Annotated in this window: 20 protein-coding genes; 10 read left to right on the top strand and 10 right to left on the bottom strand. The window is 66.7% G+C overall.

What is annotated here, in order from left to right; genetic code table 11:
• On the bottom strand, positions 1-558 hold a 558-nt coding region (locus tag HMPREF3174_RS09510; RefSeq protein ID WP_305798430.1), incomplete at its 3' end, for a biotin/lipoyl-containing protein.
• 14 nt (positions 559-572) lie between these two features.
• A complete protein-coding gene (gene lpdA / locus HMPREF3174_RS01725) occupies positions 573-1946 on the bottom strand; it encodes a dihydrolipoyl dehydrogenase (protein ID WP_062612287.1) in 1374 nt (457 codons plus the stop codon).
• Positions 1947-2082: 136 nt separating this feature from the next.
• Here lpdA and HMPREF3174_RS01720 point away from each other — a divergent pair, with 136 nt between their 5' ends.
• Entirely contained in the window at positions 2083-2388 is a 306-nt protein-coding gene (locus HMPREF3174_RS01720; RefSeq protein ID WP_062612289.1) for a hypothetical protein, read from the top strand.
• On the opposite strand, the gene HMPREF3174_RS01715 is transcribed toward HMPREF3174_RS01720, so the two are convergent.
• The gene (locus tag HMPREF3174_RS01715; RefSeq protein ID WP_070447540.1) at positions 2385-3776 is read right to left on the bottom strand and encodes a leucyl aminopeptidase; all 1392 of its coding nucleotides are present in this window, start codon (positions 3774-3776) and stop codon (positions 2385-2387) included. The two genes, HMPREF3174_RS01720 and HMPREF3174_RS01715, sit on opposite strands and share 4 nt — an antisense overlap.
• 101 nt (positions 3777-3877) lie before the next feature.
• On the opposite strand from HMPREF3174_RS01715, the gene HMPREF3174_RS01710 reads away from it, so the two are divergent.
• On the top strand, positions 3878-4300 hold the full coding sequence (locus HMPREF3174_RS01710) for a hypothetical protein (RefSeq protein ID WP_062612292.1): 423 nt from the start codon (positions 3878-3880) through the stop codon (positions 4298-4300).
• Positions 4301-4303: 3 nt separating this feature from the next.
• Here HMPREF3174_RS01710 and HMPREF3174_RS01705 read toward each other — a convergent pair whose 3' ends face one another.
• Positions 4304-4975, bottom strand: a complete 672-nt coding sequence (locus tag HMPREF3174_RS01705; protein WP_062612294.1) for a DUF3043 domain-containing protein — start codon at positions 4973-4975, stop codon at positions 4304-4306.
• Between the two features lie 101 nt (positions 4976-5076).
• Here HMPREF3174_RS01705 and HMPREF3174_RS01700 point away from each other — a divergent pair, with 101 nt between their 5' ends.
• The 4 genes from HMPREF3174_RS01700 (at position 5077) to HMPREF3174_RS01685 (ending at position 8965) form a co-directional block, all read left to right on the top strand.
• Positions 5077-6414, top strand: a complete 1338-nt coding sequence (locus HMPREF3174_RS01700) for a dipeptidase (RefSeq protein ID WP_062612296.1) — start codon at positions 5077-5079, stop codon at positions 6412-6414.
• Positions 6415-7500: a hypothetical protein gene (locus HMPREF3174_RS09345; RefSeq protein WP_062612298.1), complete on the top strand. Its 1086-nt coding sequence runs from the start codon at positions 6415-6417 to the stop codon at positions 7498-7500.
• Between the two features lie 105 nt (positions 7501-7605).
• The gene (locus tag HMPREF3174_RS01690) at positions 7606-7950 is read left to right on the top strand and encodes a HesB/IscA family protein (RefSeq protein ID WP_062612299.1); all 345 of its coding nucleotides are present in this window, start codon (positions 7606-7608) and stop codon (positions 7948-7950) included.
• 49 nt (positions 7951-7999) lie between these two features.
• Positions 8000-8965, top strand: a complete 966-nt coding sequence (locus HMPREF3174_RS01685; protein WP_083281020.1) for an FKBP-type peptidyl-prolyl cis-trans isomerase — start codon at positions 8000-8002, stop codon at positions 8963-8965.
• A gap of 70 nt (positions 8966-9035) precedes the next feature.
• Here the strand turns inward: HMPREF3174_RS01685 and HMPREF3174_RS01680 are convergent, their stop codons facing one another.
• Complete coding sequence (locus HMPREF3174_RS01680) at positions 9036-9650, bottom strand: superoxide dismutase (protein ID WP_062612303.1); 615 nt, start codon at positions 9648-9650, stop codon at positions 9036-9038.
• Between the two features lie 204 nt (positions 9651-9854).
• On the opposite strand from HMPREF3174_RS01680, the gene HMPREF3174_RS01675 reads away from it, so the two are divergent.
• Both HMPREF3174_RS01675 and trpD read left to right on the top strand, forming a co-directional pair.
• Positions 9855-10262 carry a response regulator transcription factor gene (locus HMPREF3174_RS01675; protein WP_070445059.1) on the top strand — a complete coding sequence of 136 codons (408 nt, stop codon included), beginning with the start codon at positions 9855-9857 and terminating at the stop codon, positions 10260-10262.
• The gene (trpD, locus tag HMPREF3174_RS01670) at positions 10259-11320 is read left to right on the top strand and encodes an anthranilate phosphoribosyltransferase (RefSeq protein ID WP_101923443.1); all 1062 of its coding nucleotides are present in this window, start codon (positions 10259-10261) and stop codon (positions 11318-11320) included. Before HMPREF3174_RS01675 ends, trpD begins: the two co-directional genes overlap by 4 nt.
• Before the next feature lie 81 nt (positions 11321-11401).
• Here trpD and HMPREF3174_RS01665 read toward each other — a convergent pair whose 3' ends face one another.
• Genes HMPREF3174_RS01665 through HMPREF3174_RS01655 form a run of 3 tightly spaced genes read right to left on the bottom strand, consistent with a single transcriptional unit; the run spans position 11402 to position 13900 of the window.
• Positions 11402-11680, bottom strand: coding sequence for an Lrp/AsnC family transcriptional regulator (locus tag HMPREF3174_RS01665; protein ID WP_062612309.1), 279 nt, complete (start codon positions 11678-11680; stop codon positions 11402-11404).
• Between the two features lie 55 nt (positions 11681-11735).
• Entirely contained in the window at positions 11736-13502 is a 1767-nt protein-coding gene (locus tag HMPREF3174_RS01660) for a DEDD exonuclease domain-containing protein (protein ID WP_070447534.1), read from the bottom strand.
• 29 nt (positions 13503-13531) lie between these two features.
• On the bottom strand, positions 13532-13900 hold the full coding sequence (locus tag HMPREF3174_RS01655; RefSeq protein WP_068538355.1) for a hypothetical protein: 369 nt from the start codon (positions 13898-13900) through the stop codon (positions 13532-13534).
• 106 nt (positions 13901-14006) lie between these two features.
• On the opposite strand from HMPREF3174_RS01655, the gene HMPREF3174_RS01650 reads away from it, so the two are divergent.
• Both HMPREF3174_RS01650 and HMPREF3174_RS01645 read left to right on the top strand, forming a co-directional pair.
• A complete protein-coding gene (locus HMPREF3174_RS01650) occupies positions 14007-15230 on the top strand; it encodes a pyrophosphate--fructose-6-phosphate 1-phosphotransferase (protein WP_070447531.1) in 1224 nt (407 codons plus the stop codon).
• Between the two features lie 98 nt (positions 15231-15328).
• Positions 15329-16681, top strand: a complete 1353-nt coding sequence (locus HMPREF3174_RS01645) for a class II 3-deoxy-7-phosphoheptulonate synthase (protein ID WP_070447528.1) — start codon at positions 15329-15331, stop codon at positions 16679-16681.
• Between the two features lie 28 nt (positions 16682-16709).
• Here HMPREF3174_RS01645 and pknB read toward each other — a convergent pair whose 3' ends face one another.
• Positions 16710-18731, bottom strand: coding sequence for a Stk1 family PASTA domain-containing Ser/Thr kinase (gene pknB / locus HMPREF3174_RS01640; protein WP_070447525.1), 2022 nt, complete (start codon positions 18729-18731; stop codon positions 16710-16712).
• A gap of 61 nt (positions 18732-18792) precedes the next feature.
• A complete protein-coding gene (locus HMPREF3174_RS01635) occupies positions 18793-20052 on the bottom strand; it encodes a lytic transglycosylase domain-containing protein (RefSeq protein WP_068538352.1) in 1260 nt (419 codons plus the stop codon).
• Positions 20053-20155 lie beyond the last annotated feature (103 nt).

The following is a 20155-nucleotide window of genomic DNA, read 5'->3' as shown; positions in this document are numbered from 1 at the left end:
CACGGTGCCAACCGAGACCGTCTCATCTTCGGAGACCTTGATCTGCGTGAGGATGCCCGACGCCGGGGCCGGGACTTCGGTGTCGACCTTGTCGGTGGAGACCTCGACGATCGGCTCGTCTTCCTCCACCTCGTCGCCTACCTGCTTAAGCCAGGTGGTGACGGTGCCCTCGTCAACGGATTCGCCGAGCGCGGGCATCTTCACCTCAACGCCCGAGTCCGACGCCGCCGGGGCAGCAGGCTCCTCGGGAGCCGGGGCCGGAGCCTCGGGCTCTGCAGCGGGCTCCTTAGCCGGGGTCTCGGCCGGAGCAGCGGCGCCGGAGCCGTCGCCGATGTAGCCGAGCACGGTGCCAACCGAGACCGTCTCATCTTCTCCGACCTCGATCGACTCGAGGACGCCGGCTGCCGGGGCCGGAACCTCGGTGTCAACCTTGTCGGTGGAGACCTCGACGATGGGCTCGTCGGCCTCGACCGTGTCGCCAACGTTCTTCAGCCACGTCGTGACCGTTCCCTCATCGATGGATTCGCCCAGTGCGGGCATCTTAATGGGTTCAGACATGTCTTGCTCCTAGGTCAGTTGTGGGTGTGAAGCGGCTTGCCGGCGAGGGCCAGGATGGCCTCGCCCACCGACTCGTTCTGAGTGGGGTGAGCGTGGATCAGGCCGTCGAAGTCTTCCGGGTAGGATTCCCACGCGACCATCAGCATGCCTTCGCCCACCTGCTCACCCATGCGGGCGCCGATCGAATGGAAGCCCACGATCGGGCCGTCCTTTTCACGGACCAGCTTAACGAAACCGGTGGTGCCAAGCATCTGGGACTTGCCGTTACCTGCGAGGTTGAAGGTGGAGGTCTCCACGTTGTCCTTGCCGAACTTCTCCTCGGCCTTCTTCTGCGACAGGCCCACGGAGGCGATCTCAGGGTTGGAGAAGGTGACCTTCGGGATGTTGTCCTCATTAACGACGGCGGGGTTGTTGCCGGCGATCTCGTCGGCCACGAACAGGCCCTGGAGGAAGCCGCGGTGGGCGAGCTGAACGCCGGGGACGATGTCGCCAACGGCGTAGATGTTGCCAACCCCGGTGTGCAGGCGCTCGTTCGTGATGACGAAGCCGCGATCGATGGTGATGCCCTGCTCCTCGTAGCCGAGGTTGGCGGTGGAGGGGCCGCGGCCGATGGCGATCAGCAGGTATTCGGCGTCGTACTGCTTGCCGTCCTGGGTGAAGACGTGAACGCCGCTCTCGTCCTCCTCAACCCGGTCGAACATGGTCTTGGTCTTGAAAGCGATCTTGCGCTTGCGGAAGGAGCGCTCGAGCATCTTCGACACGTCCTCGTCCTCGTTCGGCACGAGATGATCGAGGCCCTCGATGATCGTCACGTCGGCGCCGTAGGAGTTCCACACCGAGGCGAACTCGCAGCCAATCACGCCACCGCCAAGCACGATGACCGACGACGGCACAACATCCATGGTCAGCGCCTTGTCGGAGGTGATGACGCGGTCGGTGATGGTCTGGCCGATCGTCTTCGAGTATGAACCCGTGGCGAGCACGATGTTCTTGCCCTTGATGCGCTCACCGTTGACCTCAACCGTGTCCTTCGCAACCAGGCGACCCCAGCCGGCGATCGTGTCAATACCCGCGGCGTTCACAAGGCCGGTCAGGCCCTTGAACATCTTCTCAACCACGCCATTCTTGTACGTGTTGAGCGCCCCCATGTCGATGCCTTCGAAGGTGCCCTTAACGCCAATGGAGGGGCCTTCGCGCATTTCGTCTGCAACCTCGGCAGCGTGTAGGAGAGCCTTGGTGGGGATACAGCCGCGATGAAGGCAGGTTCCACCAACCTTGTCGCCCTCAATGAGCGCCACCTTCATACCGAGCTGGGCGGATCGCAGAGCGCATGCGTAGCCTCCGGAACCCGCGCCAAGAATCACTACATCGTATTCCTTTTCAGTCACTTACCTCTCCCTCGAGATCGCCATGGCCCGGTGGGTCCAGACCCGTTCCCTATAATTATTCCACTTTGCGGCCGACATTTCTTCCTCGGCGGGGACAATCGCGTGACTCCAACAGGGCGCGCGGTAGGCTGGGGGAATGTTGTTTTCGAAAAAGAAGGGGCCGCTTTCCCAGCGCCGCGCCAAGAAGGTAACGGTCGAACACCTGACCGAGTTCGTGGCCACCCGCCAGGGGGTCGCCGCCTACTTCGAGGCCGCCACCTCGCGTGACCCGAGCTCGATCGTGCTCGTGGCGAGCGACGGGGAATGGACCCGACGCAAAATCCCCAGCATCGCCGACGCCGCTGAGGTCGCCCGCGATCTGGGGATTGAGCTGTATGAGGTGGCCCGCACCGGTTACCCGCGCGAGATGCGCGAGTGGTCGGCGAAGAACCGGGGCCGCTAGTTCTCCACGGCGGCGAGCAGGGTGCGCAGCATGGCGCCGGTGGCACCCTTCGGCATCACCCCGTAGGGCTTGCCGCGGTTGAACGACGGGCCGGCGATGTCCACGTGCGCCCAGTTCGGCGCGTCCACGAACTCCTTGAGGAACAGGCCGGCCACCAGCATGCCGCCGTAGCGCGAGCCGGAGTTCTTCATGTCGGCAACGTCCGAGTCGAGGCTCTCTCGCAGGTGAGCGGGCAGCGGCATGTGCCAGGCGTCCTCGCCCACCTCGCCCGCCAGGTCGGTGAGGGTCTTGGCGTAGTCGGTGCCCATGATGCCGGTGGTGCGCTCGCCGAGCGCCACCATCTGGGCGCCCGTCAGGGTGGCGATATCAATGATGGTCTCGCTGCCCTCGGCGCTGGCCATGAGCAGGCCGTCGGCGAGGACCAGGCGGCCCTCGGCGTCGGTGTTGTTGATCTCTACCGAGGTGCCGTTGCGGTAGGTAATGACGTCGTCGGGGTGGCCGGAGATACCGGAGACCATGTTCTCCGCGATGCACATCCAGCCCACGATGCGGCGCTTGACGCCCAGCCGCGCGGCGGCCACGAGCACCTCGAGCACGGTGGCGGCGCCGCCCATGTCGGTCTTCATCTCGGTCATGGCATTCGACGGCTTGAGCGAGTAGCCGCCCGTGTCGAACGTGATGCCCTTGCCCACCAGCGCGATCGTGCCCTCCGGCGCGCCCTCCGGGGCCCACTCGATGCGCACCAGGCGCGGGTGGCGCTTCGAACCACGGCCCACGTGGATGATGCCGGCGGCGTTGATCTCCTCCAGCGCCTTCTCCCGGTACACGGTGACGGTGCAGCCGGCCGCGCTCGCCTCGTCCTCGGCGATCTGGGCGAGCACCTCGGGGTAGAGATCGTTGGGGGCGAGGTTGACAAGGTCGCGGATACGGTTGCCCGCCTCGGCCAGGATCTCGCCGCGCGCCACGGCGTCGTCATCGGCCTCTGGCAGCACGAGCGCGCCGAGCGGTGCCTTCTTCGGCTCCTTGTACTCGTCGAAGACGTAGGCGCCGAGCAGCGCGCCCTCAACAGCCTCGGCCACCTCGGCGACGGGGGAGGCGACGTACAGCTCATCGACCCCGACGGCAGCGCGCGCGAGCTCGCCAAACTTGTCGCGGGTAGAATCGCCGTTCACGACGACGAACACCAGCTTGCTCGTATCGGCCGGGTTCACTAGCCGGGCAACCCCCTCGCCGGGCTGAAGCGTGGTCAGCGCGGCAACAACGCCGCCAGTGAACTCCGCGTCCTCAACGAGCGTGTCGAGGGTGTAGGACTCGCCATCCTTCGACGCGAGGATCGCGAGGTGGCGAGAAAGGTCCTGGGTGAATTCGTGACAGATAATATTGGTCATTGCCCCAGTATATGTCGCGATAGCCAGAGATTTCTTTCCCGGCCTCCGCGGCTTGGATGGCGGCGGGGTAAACTGAGGCGAACCGAGTTGAGGAGAGGCCCGTGAGCCAAGAACTGACAGACACCCGCACCCGCGCCCACGGGTGGCCCTCCGTCCTCATTTATGCCCTCGGGGTTGGGGCCGTGATCTTCCTGTGGCGGGCCGTGGTGGCGGCCACGAACTCGATGGTGGGCGGGCACTACGGGCTGGCGGTCACCTCCATCCTCGCCGCCCTGTGCTGGGTGCTCGGATTCGCCGGCGCCAAGCACAACGGCCGGCGCATGCGCTACCTGGCCTTCGGGGCGTGGGGGATTAACGTGTTTGCCCCGCTCGCCGGACTGGTGGTGGACTTCCACTACTCCAACCCGTGGTTCGAGGCGGGGCGCACCTACTTCTACCTGCCGACCCTCGGAGCGATTGCGGCCTTCGCGTGGCTCATGTGGTCAAGGCCCGCGGCGATGGCCGCGCGCCAGATGGAAAAGTAGGGCCTACTTCGACTTTGCGCCGCGGGCTTCCTTCATCTCTGCGCGCGTGCCGCCCGCCGGGTATTCGCCCCGTGACACCTGCGGGGCGGGCAGGCGCCAGCGGCGCAGGTAGAAGCACCGGCCGAGCATCTGGAGGTAGAAGCCCGAGGGGACCTCGCCAAACTTGTGCATGGCCGCCTGCTTCGCCCGGCGGCTGACCCACATGGCGTGCAGTAGCATGATGAGGAAGACCACGTACATGCCCCACACTACGGGGATTACGATCTGCGGGAAGCGGCCCTGGAAGAGGATGAGGGGGAGCAGGAGTAGCGCGGCTGGCATGAAGAATGCAGAGATGGGTGCGGCGGCGTCGATGTAATCGCGCCCGAAGGAGCGGATGGGGCCGCGGTGCTGGGCGGGCATGTTGCGCTCGTCGCCCGTGCGCATGGCCTGCTGCTGCTTTTCGTACAGTTCATTCGAGCGGGCGCGCTCTTCGGCCTTGCGTTGGCGCTTTTCGGCCTTGGACAGGGACTTGGTGTCGGCAACAAGGGGGCGGCGGTTGCGCGCTTCGACGTCCTTACGCCGAGGCGTGGGCGCGCCCTTGGCAGCGGTGTAGCCCTTGCGCTGTGGCTCCACAGGAGTGGAGAGCGAGGAGTCTTCCAAATCCGACGTCTTCTTTGATCCGAACACGGCCATCCTTATCTTTGAGCTGTTGGTGTTCAGTCTAACGGCACGGCCCGACATTTCTGGAAACCGCGGCGGTTATGCCCGCCACGGTGTGCGCTAAAGTGGTGGGTATGTACCACGACGTAGTTTCTTCAGTAGACGAATCAATGAACGACTCCCTGGCCGCGCTGTCTGAGCTGGTCGCCATCCCGTCAATCTCCGCCGATTCCTTCGACCAGTCCACCCTTGCCGAATCCGCGCAGTGGATCGCGAACAAGGCCCGCGGCCTCGGCTTTGACACGCGGGTCATCCAGGTCGAGGGCGAGGCCGGAACGGGCCGCCCCGCCGTCCTCGCTACGCGCGCGGGCGAACCGGGCAAGCCCACCGTGGTCCTCTACGCTCACCACGACGTCCAGCCCGTGGGCGACCTGGCCCTGTGGGACACTGACCCGTTCGTGGCCACCGAGCGCGACGGGCGCCTATACGGCCGCGGCACCGCGGATGACAAGGCCGGCGTCGTCGCCCACCTCGCCGCTGTCGCCGCAGCGCGCCCGGGCGTGGGCATCACCCTTTTCATCGAGGGCGAGGAGGAGGTCGGCTCGCCCACGTTCGTCGACTTCCTGCACGCCTACAAGGCCGAGCTCGACGCCGACGTCATCGTGGTGGCCGACTCGAACAATTGGAAGGTGGGCACGCCGTCGCTCACCACCTCGTTGCGTGGCGTCACCCAGGTGTCGGTCACGGTCACCGCGCTCGACCACGCGCTGCACTCGGGCATGTACGGCGGCCCGGTCCTCGACTCGGTCACCCTCGCCTCGCGCCTGATCGCCACGCTCCACAACGACGCGGGCGACGTTGCAGTCGAGGGCCTGCTCGCCACCGACGACACGCCGGTCGACTACCCCGAGGAGGAGTTCCGCTCAGATGCGGGCCTACTGGAGGGCGTGCGCCTGGCCGGCTCGGGTTCGATCACCTCGAGATTGTGGACTAAGCCCGCGATCGCCGTCACCGCCATGGACGTCACCCCCGTCCGCCTCACCTCCAACACGATCTCCCCGTCCACCACCTTCGTGCTCTCCCTGCGCGTGGCCCCCGGCCAGGATTCGGGCGAGGCGGCCGAGAAACTCATCGATCACCTCAAGGCCCACGCGCCCTTCGGCGCGCACGTGGACTGCGTAATCAACGAGCGCGGCCCGGCCTTCCAAGCCTCCGGCCAGAGCGAGGCCTCCCAGCTCATGGAGTGGGCGCTTGGCGAGGCCTGGGGCACGGACCCGGTGGACATCGGCGTGGGCGGCTCGATCCCGTTCATTGCCGACCTAGCCCGTGAATTCCCGCAGGCTCAGATCCTCGTGACCGGCATCGAGGACCCGGACACGCGCGCCCACTCGGCCAACGAGTCGCTCCACATCGGCGACTGGCGTAATGCGATCGCCGCCGAGGCGCTGCTGCTCACCCGGCTCGGCGAGTAGATGCACGTCACCCTCGTCTGCTCCGCCCTCCCCGGGATGGGGCCGCGTGCCGTGTGTGAGCGGGCGAGCGCCGCGTGGCGTGAGGTCCGCCCGTACGACGACGTCCTCGCACTTCTCACGTCCGAAGGCGCGGCCGTAGCCCACGCGGGCACGGGGCTCGACGACGTCGTGCAATCGCGCCACCTGAGCGCCCGGGCGGTTGAGGTGGGCGCCGGGGCGGAGCGGCGAGTGCACTGGGTGTGGGACGGCGGGGCGATGATCGACCTGGCCGATTCCTTTTCCTGGAACGGGCGCCCAGAGGGCTCCACGGCCTTCCTGGGCGCCGACCTCCTCGCGCTGCGCGATGCCGGCGCCCGGCGCATTCACGTGCACCTGCCCGACCTCATGAGCCCCACCGACCTCGGCCGCGGGGTCCTGGGGGAACTGGCGGGGGAGTCCCTCGGGGATGACGGGCTGGGGGCGGCCCTCGAGGCGGCGCGCGCGGCCCTGCGGGATATGGCACTGACCGTCACCTACCCCTCCGACCTGCCGCTGCTCGGGGTCAACGGGATGGCCCGGGCGTGGGCCACCCGTGGCTTCGACGGCTACCGCGCCCAGGACTTCGAACGCGAGGCGGGCGCGTGGATCCACGAGCTGGGTCAGGCCGCGGGTGCCAGCACGCGGCGCTCACTCGTGGGCGCCGATATCGACCCGCGGGCCGGGTACGCGGGCCCGGGAGGGGGACTAGGCCTCATGCTGCAGCTACTGGGGGCATCGACGTCGTTGGTGGGCGACCACCTCGTGGCCGGGCACATCCCGGAAACCGACCTCATCGTCTACGTGCTGGGAACCATCGGCGTGGATCTGCCCTCGGGGCTCCACGCGGCCGCCCGTTCGGGCGAAGAACAGGGCGTGCCCGTCGTCGTGCTCAGTGACGCCGCAGGCATGCGCAAGGGCGAGCTACCCCGCCTCGGGCTGCACGGCGCCTACGAGATGCGCCCCGAACGCTTCGTCGACGACGCGGACACGCTCGCCGACCTGTCCCGCCTGCCCCAGCTCGTCACCACCTCGATGCGCACGATCGCCTCCACCTGGGGCTGGGATTAGGCCTGCCCAATCGATCACGCTCAGCTGAATGGGACGTGGCCAACATAGAGACTGCCAGCGTGAGGCGGTAGTGTGTGTCCAGAACACTATTTTATGGAGGTATTCATGAGCGAAACCGTCGCAACCCACGGCGTTACCCTCACCGAGGTCGCCGCAGCCAAGGTCAAGTCCTTGCTCGAGCAGGAGGGCCGTGACGACCTTCGCCTGCGCATCGCCGTTCAGCCGGGCGGCTGCTCCGGCCTCATGTACCAGCTCTACTTCGACGAGCGTCTCTTCGACGATGACGCGGTGGCGGAGTTCGACGGGGTCGAGGTCCTCGTGGACGCCAAGTCGGCTCCTTACCTTGACGGCGCCACGATCGACTTTGCTGACACGATCGAGCGTCAGGGCTTCACCATCGACAACCCTCAGGCACACGGCACCTGCGCGTGCGGAGAGTCGTTCCACTGAGACCAGAGTTCCCTGCCACGTGGTGGGGAACAACTATGTGAGGAGAAGAATGCGCGTACTTGCTAGTGTGACCGCTCTCGCGCTCGCCTTTGGTGCCGCCGCCTGCAGCTCGGAGTCCGATCCGCAGGCGCCGGAGGAGACCACCACGTCAGCCAACCAGACGCCGGGCACGCAGATGCCCACGCTCGACGATTCGGGGGAGAACCCGATCCTGTCCTTCCCCGACTCGAATGCGCCCGCGGGCTTGAAGGTCGAGGTGCTGGAGAAGGGCGAGGGCCGCGAGATCGCGGCCACCGACACGGTGGTGGCCCACTACGTGGGCCAGGTGTGGGGCTCGGAGGAGCCCTTTGATTCTTCCTTCAGCCGCGGGGCGCCGGCAGCGTTCTCGTTGTCGAAGGTGATCCAGGGTTGGACGCAGGGGCTCGCGGGGCAGACCGCCGGCTCGAAGCTCATCCTGTCCATCCCCTCCGACCTCGGCTACGGTCCGAGCGGTGGCAACGAGGCGGCGGGCATTGGTGAGACGGACACGATCGCGTTCTACATAGAGCTGGTCGACGCATACGGCGTGGACCAGGCGGGCGATGCGAACGCCACGATGCAGGCCGACCTGGCTGACCTCCCCGTGGAGATCGAGGGTGCGCTCGGCGAACCGGTCACGGTTACGGTCAAGGAGGGCGCTGAGGCCCCCACCGGCGAACCCGTGGTGACCGTGATCGCCCGTGGTAACGGCGAGCCGGTCGGTGGCGAAGGCACCACGATCTACGACCAGTACGCGATGTCCTTCTGGGACAACTCCGCCTCCGAAGTCACCTACGGCACTTACGGGCCGCAATCGCAGACACTCGGCGCGGGTAGCTTCTTCGATTCCCTTGCGGGGATCCCGGTGGGTTCCCGTGTGCTCGTGGAGGTCCCGGCCTCCGAGGGCGGTGAGGATGCGGCGGCGCCGGCCTACGCCGTCGTCATTGACATCCTCGGGCAGATCGAAGCCGCGCCGGCCGCGTCGTCCGGCAACTAATCGAGACTCGCCGGCAACTAGTCGAGACACAAAAGTGGGGCCCTCACGGGCCCCACTTTCTTATTGCGTCTTAGCGGACGATGAGGGTAGCGTTCTTCGCGTCGGCGTAGCGGGCAGCCACGTCCTGCCAGTTGAAGACGTTCCACACGGCCTTGACGTAATCGGCCTTGACGTTGAGGTAGTCAAGGTAGAAGGCGTGCTCCCACATGTCGAGCATGAGGATCGGGTAAGTGCCCACCGGGACGTTGGCCTGCTGGTCGAACAGCTGGAAGGTGGTCAGGCTCTTGCTGATCGTGTCGTAGGCGAGGACGGCCCAGCCGGAGCCCTGGATGCCGGTAGCAACCGCGGTGAACTGCTTCTTGAAGTTCTCGAACGAACCGAAGGCCTCGTTGATCGCCTCAGCCAGCTCGCCCTCGGGCTCGCCGCCACCGTTCGGGGAGAGGTTCTTCCAGAACACGGAGTGGTTAGAGTGTCCACCCAGGTTGAAGGCCAGGTCCTTCTGGAACTGGTTGATCTTGGAAAAATCGCCCGCCTCGCGCGCCGCGGCCAGGTTCTCGAGGGCCTTGTTGGCGCCGTCGACGTAGGCCTGGTGGTGCTTGCTGTGGTGCAGCTCCATGATCTTGGCCGAGATGTGCGGCTCGAGAGCGGCGTAGTCGTAATCAAGTTCGGGCAGTGTGTACACCATGTTTCCTCCAACGTTGAACCCGCGGGCCCTCGTGGCCGCGGAGGTCTACGCCCTCCAGTATCTCGCAAGGACAGGCCCATGTGGGTATTAAGTCCGTATATGTGCGCACAGCGAAACTCGTCCCGATCGGCGATCGTGGATGAGTTCTACGAAACTGGCACGAATCGGTAGTATTGGCTCAGAGCCGAGTTAGTGGAGGTAAAAATGACTCAGGACGCTGGCAAGACCTCGGTCGACGTGCTGGTGTATTCGGATAACCGCGATACCCGTAACGATGTGATGAGGGCCGTGGGGCGCCGCGTCGGCAAGGGTCCCGCCATCAATTGGACCGAAGCGGCCACCTGGGAGGGCGCCTACCTCTTGGTGGAGGAAAACCACTTCGATCTGCTCATCCTTGATGGCGAGGCGGCCAAGCTTGGCGGAATTGGCTTTGGAAAAATGGTACGCGACGAGCTGGTGGAGGACATGCCCTACATCGTGCTCATCGGCCGCCCGCAGGACGAGTGGCTGGCGCGCGTGTCCGCGCCGAACGCGATCCTCAACCACCCGGTCGATGCGCGCGCGCTCTCGGCCGCAGTCGCCGATGTCCTTGGGGAGACCCTGAAATCATGATGACCTGGCCGGAGATCACCGCCAAAGTCATTAGCCGCCAGGACCTGACGGCCGAAGAGACGGCCTGGGCGATGGACAAGGTGATGAGCGGTGAGACCTCTCCCGTGTCGCTGGCCGGCTTCCTCACGGCGCTCGCCACGAAGGGCGAGACGATCGACGAGATCCTCGGGCTTGCCGACTCGATGCAGTCCCACGCCACCCCGGTCAGCCTGCCCTCGGATTCGCTCGACATCGTGGGCACCGGCGGCGATCGGCTCCGCACGGTCAACATTTCGACCACGGCCTCCTTGGTCATCGCCGCGGCCGGGGTCAAGGTGGTTAAGCACGGCAATCGCGCCTCCTCCTCGAAGTCAGGCGCGGCCGACTGCCTGGAGGAACTCGGGGTTAACCTTGACCTGCCCGTGGAGGCGGTGGAGCGAATCTTTGATCAGATCGGCATCACCTTCCTCTTCGCCAACAAGTTCCACCCGTCGATGAAGCACGCGGCCACCGCGCGCCGTGAGCTCGCCCTCCCCACCGCGTTCAACGTGCTCGGCCCGCTGACCAACCCGGCCCGGCCCGAGGCAGGCGCGATCGGCGTGTCGAACGCGCGGCAGGCGCCGCTGGTGGCGGGAGTGCTTGCCCGGCGCGGCACGCGCGCTCTTGTCTTCCGCGGCACGAACGGACTCGACGAGCTCTCCACCGCCGCGCCGAACGAGGTGTGGGAGATTCGCGACGGCGAGGTCACCTATCATGACCTGGACGCCACGGCCGATTTGGGCCTGGCGTCCGCCACGGTGGATGATCTGCGGGGTGAGGACGCCCGCTACAACGCGGCCGCCGCGCGTCGGGTGTTGGACGGCGAGCGGGGAGCGGTGCGTGACGCCGTGGCCCTCAATGCCGCCGGCGCGATTGTGGCCGACGGGCGGCTCGAGGGCGTGCGCCCTGGCGACGGGGACTTCGTCACGCGCATGCGCGCCGGTCTGGCGATCGCCGAGGATGCCCTCGATTCGGGCAAGGCCTCCGAGCTGCTGACGCGCTGGGCCGAGCTGGCCCGTGCCGAGAGCGCGCGGGGCTAAGGAGTACCGGGCCAGAGAGTTCGGATACGGGTGTGGGGGTGACGGCAGCGGCCGTCACCCCCACACCCGACTTCGCGGTGTTTAATCGAGCCCGATGTCGAAGGCCGCCTCGAGGTCAGCCTTGGAAAACTCCTGGAAGGCCAGGTAGGTCTTGACATTTTTGACTCCCGGCACCTTGGCGATGTTGCCGGGGATGACCTGGGCCAGGTCCTCGTGCTGGGGGACAGTGACGAGCGCGATGAGGTCCACGTCCCCCGTCACGGAGTAGACCTGGCGCACCGACGACACCCCTGCCACGGCGTCGGCAACCTCGGGGATCTGATCGACTTCGGCGTCGATCATGACAATGGCTGTGATCATGGGTGCTCCTTTTCGTTCGATCGATAGGTCTAGTTTAGCGGGCCGTGGCCTGGGATTATTCCTCCGCGCGCGACTGGGGCAGCAGGGGGAGGGCCACAGCGTAGCCGCCCGCGAGCGAGAGCGTGAGCAACTCGGGCCGGGCGACCTTGATGAGCCGCACGTCCTCGTGCATGAGCCAGGTGGACAACAGGCGTACCTCGTCTGCTGTGACGTGGGCGGCGAGCTCCGGTACGGGCAGCTGCTCGGTGGCCGCGTCCAGCCACGCACCGAGTGCCTCCGGGTCTTCGCCCGGCCGGGTGGCGGCGCTGGCCCGCAGCATGCCGTAGTCGATCACGACGACGTCGAAGCCGCGCCTGCCCCTGCGCGCGGCCACGATGCGCGGATTGCCCACGAGGCTGCGTAGCTCCTCGAGGCTCTTCGCCCCGCCGACCAGAGCGTAGAGGCGGTCCCGTTCGCCGGCTGCCTGCTCGTAGCGCGCCTCGGCGGCAAGGGAGCGGATCTTGGCCAGGGCGTGCGCGGCCGCGGGCGCCACGTTGCCGGCGAGCGCGCTACTCACTGCGGCTACCGCCTGCTCCTGGGGAGCGCCGGTGAGGCAGGGCGCGTCGCACTTGCCGAGCTCATGCAGGTGGCAGGCCGGGCGCCCGTCGGGGGTGGCGGGCAGGCGCGGCGTACACTCGCGCAGGCCCGTTGCCGCCTGTAACAGCTCGACCGCCCGACTCGCCTGCTTGGCGCTACCAAACGGGCCGAGCGCCTGGCCCAACTGGTCGAATCTCACCTTGCGTGTGACCTTGAGGCGCGGAAAGGGCTCGGAGGTAAGCGCCAGCCACGGACGTTGCGCGGAGCGGCGCGACCTGCGGTTGTAGGGCGGGTCCAGTTCGTTGATGAGGCGGACCTCGAGGACGCTGGCCTCGAGCTGGGTGGCGGTGGCAGTAGCCTCCACCGACACCGCTAGGTCGACCATCTCGGCCATCCGTGCCCGGCGTTCTGCCGCGGTGAAGTACTGGCGTACCCGCTTGTAGACGTTGACCGACGTGCCCACGTACAGCACCTCGCTGCCCGGGCCGATGAAGCGGTACACGCCCGTCCCGCGCGGCAGCCCGTCGGCCAGGTGGGCCCGGGCGCGGCGCTTGGCCGGCACCGGGTCCGTGGCAGTCATGAGGTCGGCCAGGTGCGTGACCCCGATCCCGCCCAGGCGGGAGAGGATGGCGTGGAGCAGATCGACAGTCGCCCGCGCGTCGTCAAGCGCTCGGTGGGTGGGCTGAACCTCCGCCCCGCACACGCGCGCGAGCGTGGCGAGCTTGTAGTTCGGAGTCTCGTCGCGGGTAAAGACCTTGCGTGCAAGCCTGACCGTGTCGATCACCGGGTGGGCGGGGAACGAGTAGCCCAGCTCACTGCAGGCGCCCTTGAGGTGGGAGATGTCAAAGCGGGCGTTGTGGGCCACGAACACGGCCGGCTCGGTGCCGACGAACCGGAGGAAGCCGGCCATGACCTCGGCCAAGTCAGGGGCGAGGGCCACCATCGAGTTCGTGATCCCCGTCAGCATCGTGATGTTGGCCGGGATCGGCACGCGGGGATTGACGAGCGAAGTGAACTCCTCGATCACGTCCCCTCCGCGCACCTTGACCGCCCCGAACTCGGTGATGGAGTTGAGGCCGGGCCGCCCGCCCGTCGTCTCCAGGTCCACTACCACGAAGGTGACGTCAAACAACGACGGGCCCAGCTCATCGAGCGCGAGCTGGACGGGCGCGGGCGGGGGAGCGCCCTCGCGATGGGCATGGCGCGGGGTGAGGTCGAGTGAGCGGCCGGGGTGTAATTCAGTCATGCCCCAAGCCTAGAACCCAGCTCCGACAATTAAACTCGGGTGCCGTCGTCGCCCTGGCGGTGGGCCCAGGGCGCGCTGAAATACACGCCGGCGGCAGCCGAGACCAGGCCGATCATGCCAAAGACCATCCACCAGTCGCGCGAGAAGTACAACACGTCGGCCACGCCCAGGATGAAGAGGACTGCGACGGCGCCGGTCACCAGGAAGAACAGGCGTGATAGCACGGGCTGAGAGGCAGGCGCGATGGGCTCGGCCGGCGGCAGGTCGGCCGGATCGAAGGCCTCGTCGTCGACCTCCGCCGGGGTCCACGTGCGAAACTGCTCGCGCGGCCCGCGCTCCATCTCCTGCTGGAGCTTGATCCACTCGCCATCCCAGTCGTGGCCATCTTCTTCACGCATGCGCCCACTCTACCGCGTCACGGGCTAGGCCCAAGCGCACGCACCGGCTTCACGATTGACGCTAAGATTGTGGCGGGCACATGTTTCTCAGTTAAGGAAGGTACCTATGACTATTCGCCGCATCGCACTGCTGACCGCAGGAGGATACGCCCCCTGCCTCTCCACCGCCGTGGGTGACCTCATCGAGCGCTACACCAAGGAGCTTCCCGACGCCGAGATCATCGGGTACCAGCACGGCTACCACGGCCTGCTCACGGGCAACTTCGTGGTGTTCGACGACGAGGCGCGCGCCAAGGCCAACATCCTCACCAAGTTCGGTGGCTCGCCGATCGGTAACTCCCGGGTCAAGCTCACCAACTCCCAGAACCTGGTGGATCGCGGCCTCATTAAGCCCGGCGAGAACGCCCTCGAGGTGGCGGCCGAGCAGCTGCGCAAGGATGGCGTGGACGTGCTGCACACGATCGGTGGCGATGACACGAACACCACGGCCGCCGATCTTGCCGCCTACCTCCACGAGCACGATTACGAGCTGACCGTGGTGGGCCTGCCCAAGACGATCGACAACGACATCGTCCCGATCCGCCACTCGCTGGGCGCCTACTCGGCGGCCGAGCAGGGCGCGCTGTTTGCCCAGAACATCGTGGGCGAGCACCGAGTCAACCCGCGCATGCTCATCATCCACGAGATCATGGGCCGCGGCTGCGGCTACCTCGCCGCGGAGACCAGCCGCTACTACCGTGAGTGGCTCGAGGCCCAGGACTGGGTGCCCTCGGCCGGCCTGTCGAAGGAGCGTTGGGACATCCACGCGCTCTACCTGCCCGAGATCACCTTCGCCCTCGACGTCGAGGGCTCCCGCCTGCGCAAGATCATGGACGAGCAGGGCAACGTCAACATCTTCCTCTCCGAGGGCGCTGGCGTGAAGGAGATCGTCGAGGAGATCCTCGAGGACGGCGGCGAGGTGGAGCGTGATCCGTTCGGCCACGTCAAGCTCGACACGATTAACCCCGGCGAGTGGTTTGCGAAGAAGTTCTCCAAGATCATCGGCGCGGAGAAGGTCATGGTCCAGAAGTCGGGCTATTTCTCCCGCTCGGCGAAGTCGAACGAGCGTGACCTGGAGCTGATCGGCCAGATGTGCGACCTCGCGGTCGAGTCCGCGATCAAGGGCGTCTCCGGCGTGGTCGGCCACGACGAGGAGAACGGCGACGTGCTCACCACGATCGACTTTACGCGCATCGCGGGCCACAAGGCCTTCGACGTGACCCAGCCGTGGTTCACGGAGCTCATGGAGGCCATCGGCCAGGACTGGGAGCCCCAGCCCACGGCCGAGTAACGGCTGAGCAACTCATAGAAGGCGGGGAGCGAGCGCTCCCCGCCTTCCGTGTGCCGGACCAGATTCGCGCCGGGGCGGTTTATGCCTAGAATCGTTCTATGTTCGAAGATGCAGATGAGATGACCCGCGAGCTCCTGTCGGCATGGAAGGAGCGCTCGGCCAAGCACCAGCCGGCCTACCCGGACGCGGATTTTCTTGGCACCACGGTCGACTATCTGCGCTCCTTGCCCCCGCTCATCTTCGCGGGCGAGGCCGATTCCCTCACGGCGGAGATGGCGCGAGCCTCCCGCGGTGAGACGTTCGTGCTCCAGGGCGGGGACTGTGCCGAATCCTTCGTGGACGCCACGGCTGACAGGATCCGGGCGAAGATCCGTACGATCCTGCAGATGGCGGTGGTGCTGACCTACTCGGCGTCGGTGCCGGTGGTGAAGCTGGGCCGGATGGCCGGTCAGTACGCCAAGCCGCGCTCGAACCCGATGGAGGGCCGCGACGGGCTGGAGCTGCCCTCCTACATGGGCGACGCCGTCAACGGGCATGCCTTCACCCCCGAGGCGCGTACGCCCGACCCGCACCGGCTGGTAGAGGCCTACCAGCACTCAGCGGCCACCCTCAACTTGATCCGCGCCTTCACGGGCGGCGGTTTTGCGGACCTGGCGAAGGTCCACGAGTGGAACCGCGGTTTTTCCGCGAACCCCGCCTATCACCGCTACACGGCGATGGCACGCGAGATCGATAGGGCGATGCAGTTCATGCGCGCCGCCGGAGCCTACACCGATTCGCTGAAGACGGTTGATTTTTACTCTTCGCACGAGGCGCTCCTGCTTGACTACGAGGACGCGATGACCCGCATCGATTCGCGCACGGGCCTGCCCTATAACACGGGCGCGCACTTCCTGTGGATCGGCGAGCGCACGCGCGATGCGGACGGCGCGCACGTGGAGATGCTCTCGCACGTCCAAAACCCGATCGGGGTCAAGCTTGGCCCGAATGCCACCACGGACGAGATCCGCGCGCTCATCGACAAGCTCAACCCGGAGGGCAAGGAGGGCCGGCTGACCTTCATCACGCGGCTTGGGGCTGAGAAGGTGGGGGATAAGCTCCCCGAGATCATCGACGCTGTTCGCGACGACGGCCGGCCGGTCACCTGGATGTGCGACCCGATGCACGGCAACACGATTTCGGTGGGGGACTTCAAGACCCGCCGGCTCGACGACGTGTTGGACGAGGTGCGCGGCTTCTTCCGTGTCCATCGCGAGCTGGGCACGATCCCTGGTGGCCTGCACATCGAGCTCACGGGCGACGACGTCACCGAGGTGCTCGGCGGTTCCGAGGCGATCGTGGAGGCCAAGCTGGGCGAGCGCTACGAGACGCTCGTGGACCCGCGCCTCAACCACCAGCAGTCCCTCGAGCTGGCCTTCCTCGTCTCTGAGATCCTGCGCGAGGACTTCTAGCGCAGGGCGCGCCTCGGACGCCTGGGCGCTAGACGATCGTGATCGTGATGACCGAGCCGGGCTTGACCTTCTCGCCCGCGCCGGGCGACTGAGCTCGCACGGTGCCGAAGTAGCCTCCGAGGAAGCGGTCGTAGGCGACCACGAATCCGGCGTCTTCGAGGATCTGCGTGGCCTCTCCCTCCTGCTTGCCAAACACGTTGGGCACTTCGATCAGTTCAGGGCCCTTGGAGACCGTGAGCGCGATGGAGTCTCCCCGGTAGCGCGATTCGCCCGCTACGGGCTCCTGGGTCATGACGACGCCGGCCTCCACCGTGTCGGAGAATTCCTCGGTCACCGTGCTGGTCAGGCCCAGTTCTTCGAGGCGAGCATTGGCCGAGTCCAGCTTGTCGCGGGTGAGGTCAGGTACCGAGATGGGTTCGCGCCCCTTGGACACGGTGAGCTGCACCAGGCTTGAGTGAGGCACGGATTGGCCGGGCTCGGGCGACTGCGAGATGACCGTGCCCGCGGGCACGGTCTCCGAGTAGGCCTCCGTGACGTCGAGGGTGAGGCGGCCGTCTTGCAGGATCGTGCTTGCCTCATCTTGGGTCTTGCCGGCGACGTCCGGTACGACCACGTGTTCGATCCCGAGCGAGACGACCATAGTGACGGGCTGGGAGGGGTGGATCGGCTCGCCGACGTCGGGATCCACGCTGATGACGGATCCGGCCTCGATGTCGTCGGAATAGTCCTCCGTGACCTCGTAGGTGAGGCCGGCGTTCGTGAGCGCGGCCTCGGCGTCGGCCTGGGCGAGGTTGATGACGTTGGGGACGTTGACTCGCAGGCCGGGGCCCTCCGAGTAGTACCACCACAGCCCGTAGGCGCTGCCCCCGATGAGGGCGATGAGCAGCAACAGCAGGACGGGCCAGCGCCGGCGGCGCGGCCTGTCTTGGCTGACCTCCGTGTGGTGGCGGCGTTCGAGCACCGCAGTGTGCGACATGGCTGGCGGGATGGACGCCGGCAGGGCGTCGTCGGCCGGCTCGCGTTCGGGCGACGCGTCCGAACGCGAGCCGCCGGGAGCCGGAGCCTTGGACGCGACCGGGGCTACGGCGTCGGCGGGCAACACCGACGTGCCACCGGAGGGTACCCGCGCCGACTCGGATGGGAAGACGGGGATGCGACGGATGAGCGTTTCTTGCGGGAGGGAGGCGATGACGTCGGTGAGCGCGTCGAGCGCGGCGCGGGCATTGACCGGGCGCTTCGAGGGGCTCTTGGCGGTAAAGAGCGCGATGAGGGAGTCGACGGTGGCGGGCATCCAGTCGGCCTGGTCGGACAGGCGCGGCATCGTCTCATTGACGTGTTTGAACGCGACGTTCATCGCGGTCTCGCCGCGGAAGGGCAACTGGCCGGCGATGAGCTCATAGAGCATGACGCCCACCGAGTAGATGTCGGCCGTCTTGGACGTGGTGCCATCCGAGATGAACTCCGGGGCCACGTAGCCCACGGTGCCCAGCATCGAATTCGTGTGCGTGGAGGTGGCGTCGGTGGCGGCGCGGGCCAGGCCGAAGTCGGTGAGCTTGGCCTGGAAGCGCGGCTCGAGTGCGGTGGTCTCCAGTGGTTCGGTGAGCAGGACGTTTTCGGGTTTGATGTCGCGATGGATGATGCCGGCGTCGTGAGCAACCGCGAGGCCCTCGAGCACCTGGCGCGTCAGCTCAAGGCTGATGCCGAGGGGGAGCGAGCCGTAGGTGTTGAGCTCCGAACGCAGGTCCGGCCCGGACATGAGCTCCATGACGAGGTAGGGGCGATCGCCCGTGGGCAGCGTGGCCACCCCCTGGTCGTGGACGGCGACCACGTGCTGGCTGGACAGGCCTGCGGCCGCGCGCGCCTCCGAGATGAAACGACGCACGAAGTCAGGCTGCTCGGCCAAGTGGGCGTGGATGACCTTGATCGCGACCTTGCGCTCCAGGCGCCGGTCCGAGGCCTGGTAGACGGTCGCCATGCCGCCGCGCGCGATGCGCGCGCTGATTACGTAGCGATCGTCAATGACCTCGCCGAGAAGTGGATCAAGTTTCACGCTTCCTACCTTAGCGAAAGCCGGCCACTACCATAGGCAGTGACCGGCCGTGTCTTTCGCTTTAGAAGCGGGCCATGGCCGCCTTTACCTTCGCCACGTAAGCGACGGTGTCGGAGCGCATGCCGTACTTTTTCACGCCGCCAAGGCCCTGGTAGTAGCCCGCGATGCCCTCATCGAAGCTCGATGCATTGTTTTGCAGGTAGCGGATGATCGACACGCCCGCCACCACGTTGTCATACGGATTGAGCAGGTCGAGGTTGCGGCCGACCATCTGGGAGGCCCACTGGCCCGAGGACGGGATGACCTGCATGACGCCGATCGCGTTGGCGGGAGAGACCGCCGTGGCGTCAAAGCCGGATTCGACGAAGGCGTGCGCGAGGGCCAGGCGCGGGTCGACCCCCATGTCACGAGCCACACTGACTATCATCGACTGGACCTCGGCGCGCGAGGGCTGGGCCTTGCTGATGAGCGCGTACTTGTTGTCGTTCGCGGCCTCGACCGTGGAATCGGCGTACGTGTAGCCGGGGAAGTTGTTCTGCACCAGCTGCGGGCGGGAGGTCTGCGTTCCCGACGACGACTGGCCGGCGTTCGCCTGCGGAGCGGACTGCGCCGCGCCGCTGATGACGAGGGTCTGGCCCACGCCGATGCGGTTCGGGTTCGAGATACCGTTGGCGGCCACGAGTGCGGCGACCGTGGTGCCGTGCTTGGCCGCGATACCCGACAGGGTGTCGCCCGCGCGGACCACGTAGGTGGTGGCGGCCGGGGCGACGGGCTTGGTGGCAGGAGCGGCGGGGGTGGCCGGCTTAGCTGCGGGAGCTGTGGTGGCAGGTGTCGTGGCCGGTGCGATCGTCAGGCGCTGACCCACGTGGATGAGGTTAGGGTTCGCGATGCCGTTATCGGCGGCGAGCTTGGCCACGGTGGTGCCGTGGGCGGAGGCGATCCGGCCTAGCGTGTCGCCGGCCTTGACCACGTAGGCCGTGGTGGCCGGGGCGGACTGGACGGGCGCCGCAGGAGCCGCGGGGGCCGCCGCCTGTGCGGCCGAGGGAATCTTCAGCTGCTGGCCGGGGAAGATGAGGTTGACCGAATTTAAGGAGTTGGCCCGGGCGATCGCGGTAATGGTGGTACCGGCGCGCTTGGCGATTGTGGAGAGCGTGTCGCCAGGCTTGACCTGATAAGTCATCTCGGGGTCCTTGAAGACCGGGGTCTTAAAGACCGGGGCTTGCGGGGCCGGAGCGGTGGCCGCTTGTGCGACGGGTGTGATGAACGTGGCGGCCGTGGTTGCTGCGAGCGCGGCACCGGAGCGCCGAAGCCATGAGGACATGGAACCTCCATTAGGGCTTTGCACGTGTGACATATGTGCAAAGTGGTAAGAATGTTATTAATGATTCACCTGAGACATTAGTCGACTCGGCGGCGTGTTTCCA

Source organism: Trueperella sp. HMSC08H06 (assembly GCF_001808465.1).
Taxonomy (GTDB): domain Bacteria; phylum Actinomycetota; class Actinomycetes; order Actinomycetales; family Actinomycetaceae; genus Trueperella; species Trueperella bernardiae.
Note: the sequence above shows the minus strand (reverse complement) of the source record. Positions and strands in the feature narration are given on the sequence as shown.

Bases quoted from the DNA above. Each gene is read 5' to 3' on its own strand.
- HMPREF3174_RS01720 (WP_062612289.1), top strand. From the start codon at position 2,083: ATGTTGTTTTCGAAAAAGAAGGGGCCGCTTTCCCAGCGCCGCGCCAAG.
- HMPREF3174_RS01715 (WP_070447540.1), bottom strand. From the start codon at position 3,776: ATGACCAATATTATCTGTCACGAATTCACCCAGGACCTTTCTCGCCAC.
- HMPREF3174_RS01705 (WP_062612294.1), bottom strand. From the start codon at position 4,975: ATGGCCGTGTTCGGATCAAAGAAGACGTCGGATTTGGAAGACTCCTCG.
- HMPREF3174_RS01700 (WP_062612296.1), top strand. From the start codon at position 5,077: ATGTACCACGACGTAGTTTCTTCAGTAGACGAATCAATGAACGACTCC.
- HMPREF3174_RS09345 (WP_062612298.1), top strand. From the start codon at position 6,415: ATGCACGTCACCCTCGTCTGCTCCGCCCTCCCCGGGATGGGGCCGCGT.
- HMPREF3174_RS01690 (WP_062612299.1), top strand. From the start codon at position 7,606: ATGAGCGAAACCGTCGCAACCCACGGCGTTACCCTCACCGAGGTCGCC.
- HMPREF3174_RS01685 (WP_083281020.1), top strand. From the start codon at position 8,000: ATGCGCGTACTTGCTAGTGTGACCGCTCTCGCGCTCGCCTTTGGTGCC.
- HMPREF3174_RS01680 (WP_062612303.1), bottom strand. From the start codon at position 9,650: ATGGTGTACACACTGCCCGAACTTGATTACGACTACGCCGCTCTCGAG.
- HMPREF3174_RS01675 (WP_070445059.1), top strand. From the start codon at position 9,855: ATGACTCAGGACGCTGGCAAGACCTCGGTCGACGTGCTGGTGTATTCG.
- trpD (WP_101923443.1), top strand. From the start codon at position 10,259: ATGATGACCTGGCCGGAGATCACCGCCAAAGTCATTAGCCGCCAGGAC.
- HMPREF3174_RS01665 (WP_062612309.1), bottom strand. From the start codon at position 11,680: ATGATCACAGCCATTGTCATGATCGACGCCGAAGTCGATCAGATCCCC.
- HMPREF3174_RS01660 (WP_070447534.1), bottom strand. From the start codon at position 13,502: ATGACTGAATTACACCCCGGCCGCTCACTCGACCTCACCCCGCGCCAT.
- HMPREF3174_RS01655 (WP_068538355.1), bottom strand. From the start codon at position 13,900: ATGCGTGAAGAAGATGGCCACGACTGGGATGGCGAGTGGATCAAGCTC.
- HMPREF3174_RS01650 (WP_070447531.1), top strand. From the start codon at position 14,007: ATGACTATTCGCCGCATCGCACTGCTGACCGCAGGAGGATACGCCCCC.
- HMPREF3174_RS01645 (WP_070447528.1), top strand. From the start codon at position 15,329: ATGTTCGAAGATGCAGATGAGATGACCCGCGAGCTCCTGTCGGCATGG.
- HMPREF3174_RS01635 (WP_068538352.1), bottom strand. From the start codon at position 20,052: ATGTCCTCATGGCTTCGGCGCTCCGGTGCCGCGCTCGCAGCAACCACG.